This window comes from Mesorhizobium sp. M7A.F.Ca.ET.027.03.2.1, assembly GCF_003999175.1.
Taxonomy (GTDB): Bacteria; Pseudomonadota; Alphaproteobacteria; order Rhizobiales; family Rhizobiaceae; genus Mesorhizobium.
The window spans coordinates 1-2,588 of sequence record NZ_RZOM01000892.1 but is presented as its reverse complement, the minus strand read 5'-3'; the positions used below and the strand labels follow the sequence as shown (position 1 = coordinate 2,588).

Below are 2,588 nucleotides of genomic sequence, written 5' to 3'. Positions count from 1 at the left end.
GCGCATAAGGGGGCGTCGCCTGCCGCTGACCGCCATCTTCCTGACCGTGACACTGCTCGCCGCGGTTGGCATCGGCCTGTTCTTCGCCGTGCAGACCGGCGTGTTCAAGACATCCGCGCAACTCGACACCGCCCCGCCGCAAGCGCCGCCGACCGTCGAGGACGACGATTTCACACCGGCCGACGGCGGTCCGGCAAAACCCGGCGCCGCGGACCAGGCGCGCGACTGGATCAATGTGTTTTCGCCGGCCGATGCATCCCATGTCAGCGCGCCGTCTGACGCCAGGGCCGAGGTGATGAAGGACGATACCGGTTCGTTCCTGCGCATCCGTTCCGGCGCGTCCGGTTCGGCGATCAGCTTCGACGTCGGACAAGGCGTGCTGGAGAAACTGGCCGGCAAACATGCCGTGTTCGACATCATTGCCCGCTCCGAAGAAGGCAAGGAGACGCAGATTTCGGTCGACTGCAATTTCGGCGAACTCGGCGACTGCGGCCGCAAGCGCTATGCGGTCGGCCAGCAGCAGAACGAATATCTGTTCGATGTGCAGTTTCCGGACAAGCGTCCGGGCTCGGCCGGCACCATTGCCATCAATTCCGACTTCGACAAGCAGGGCAAGGCCGCGGACATCTACGAAATCCGCGTTTCGATCGAGCCGTAAGAGCGCTGACGGTCTAGCGGTCGAGCAGCGCTTGCAGCGTCTCGATGCGGTCGGCCTCGTTGGCCGGCTTGTCCCAGCGCAGCCGCGAAATGCGGGGAAAGCGCATGGCGACGCCGGATTTGTGCCGGGTCGAGCGGTTCAACCCTTCGAAGGCGACTTCCAGCACAAGGCCGTTGTCGCGGTCGGCCCGCACCGAGCGCACCGGCCCGAAACGCTCGATCGTGTTGTCGCGGACATATTTGTCGATCTGCTTCAGCTCCTCATCGGTGAAGCCGAAATAGGCCTTGCCGACCGGCACCAGTTCCTCTTCGCCTTCGGCACCTGTCCAGACGCCGAACGTATAGTCGGAATAGAAGCTCGAGCGTTTGCCGTGGCCGCGCTGGGCATACATCAGCACCGCGTCCACCGTGTGCGGATCGCGTTTCCATTTGAACCATGGACCTTTCGGCCGGCCGGCGACATAGGCTGAGTCCCAGCGCTTCAGCATGACGCCTTCGATGATCGGATGCGGCGGCACCCGGCGTAGTTCCTCAAGCGTTTGCCAATCCGTGAAGTCGACGAATGGCGAAAGATCGAAACGGCTCGGGTCGAGCGTTCCGACAAACGCTTCCAGCCGGCCGCGCCGCTCGCGAAACGGCAGCGCGCGCAGATCCTCGCCGCCGACCTGGAGCAGATCGTAGCAGCGCATGAAGGCCGGGTATTGCTGCTGCATCTTCGGTGTCACCGTCTTGCGATTCAGCCGTTGCTGCAGATCCGAGAAGGTTCCCGTCGCCTCTCGGGGATCGCCGACAAGCAGTTCGCCGTCCAGCGTTGCGGAAAAATGCATGGCATCGGCGAGGTCCGGAAAGGCGCCGGAAACATCGTCACCGGTGCGCGAATAGAGCCGGCGGATGCCGCCCTCGGCCACCGCCTGGACACGGATGCCGTCCCATTTCCATTCGGCGGCATAATCCGCCGGATCGAGCTTTTCGAGATCGCCGTCACCGACCGGGTTCGACAGCATCACCGGGCGAAACAATGCCAACGCCGTGTTCCTGGGCTTCTCGGCCTTGCCCTCCAGCCACGCGAACAGCGCTGTGTAAGGCGGTGACAGCCCGTGCCAGAGCTCCTCGATCTCGGCCACGTCGACCTTGCCGAAATCGGCCAGCGCCTGTTTGGCCAGCCGCGCCGACATGCCGATGCGCAAGCCGCCGGTGACCAGCTTGATGATGGCAAAGCGCGCCGAGATGCCCGCGCTGTCGAGCAGCCCGGCCAGCACCTTGGGCCCGTCGGAGCGGCTTGCCGCCTGCAGTTTGGCCACGACTTCGCCCAGCGTCGGCTCGCGGTTCGCGATGTTTCCGGGCGTTTGCGGCCAGACCAGCGACACCGTTTCGGCGAGATCGCCGACATAGTCGTAGGAATAGCCGAACAGCACCGGATCCATGCGTTCGGTGACCAGCATGCGCAGCATCGCCGGTTTGACCGCGGCGATGTGGAGATCGCCGGTGATGGCAGCCAGCGCCAGCCCGCGATCGGGATCCTCCACGGCGCGGAAATAGTCGGTCAGCAAGGTCAGCTTGCCGTTGCGCGACGGCGTCAGCACCAGGCGGTCGAGAAGCTCGGCGAAGCGGTTCATGGCTTCAATCGCCCTCGTCTTCGTAGCCGACCAGATGCAGCGGCCGGGCGGCGATGCCTTCGAGTTCGCACCAGCGCACCAGCGCTTCCTCGCGGCCATGGGTCACCCAGATCTCCTCGGCTCCGGTCTCCTTGATCGTGGCGGTCAACTCATCCCAGTCGGCATGATCGGAGATGATCAGCGGCAGCTCGACGCCGCCTTGCTTGGCGCGCTGGCGAATGCGCATCCAGCCCGACGCGAAGCACGAGATCGGATCGGGAAAACGCCGCGCCCAGCGGTCGGCGAAGGCCGATGGCGGGCCGACGACGATGGCGC

At 64.8% G+C, this 2,588-nt stretch carries 1 protein-coding gene and 2 pseudogenes; 1 reads left to right on the top strand and 2 read right to left on the bottom strand.

Annotated elements, in window-relative coordinates; genetic code table 11:
* Positions 1-658 (top strand): annotated as a pseudogene (locus EN750_RS28555) (hypothetical protein); the annotation flags it as partial.
* 13 nt (positions 659-671) lie between these two features.
* Here the strand turns inward: EN750_RS28555 and EN750_RS28550 are convergent.
* Positions 672-2,273 (bottom strand): cisplatin damage response ATP-dependent DNA ligase, encoded by a 1,602-nt coding sequence (locus tag EN750_RS28550; protein ID WP_127398751.1) that lies wholly within the window; start codon positions 2,271-2,273, stop codon positions 672-674.
* A 4-nt stretch (positions 2,274-2,277) separates the two neighbouring features.
* Positions 2,278-2,588, bottom strand: a pseudogene (locus tag EN750_RS28545) (DNA ligase-associated DEXH box helicase); the annotation flags it as partial.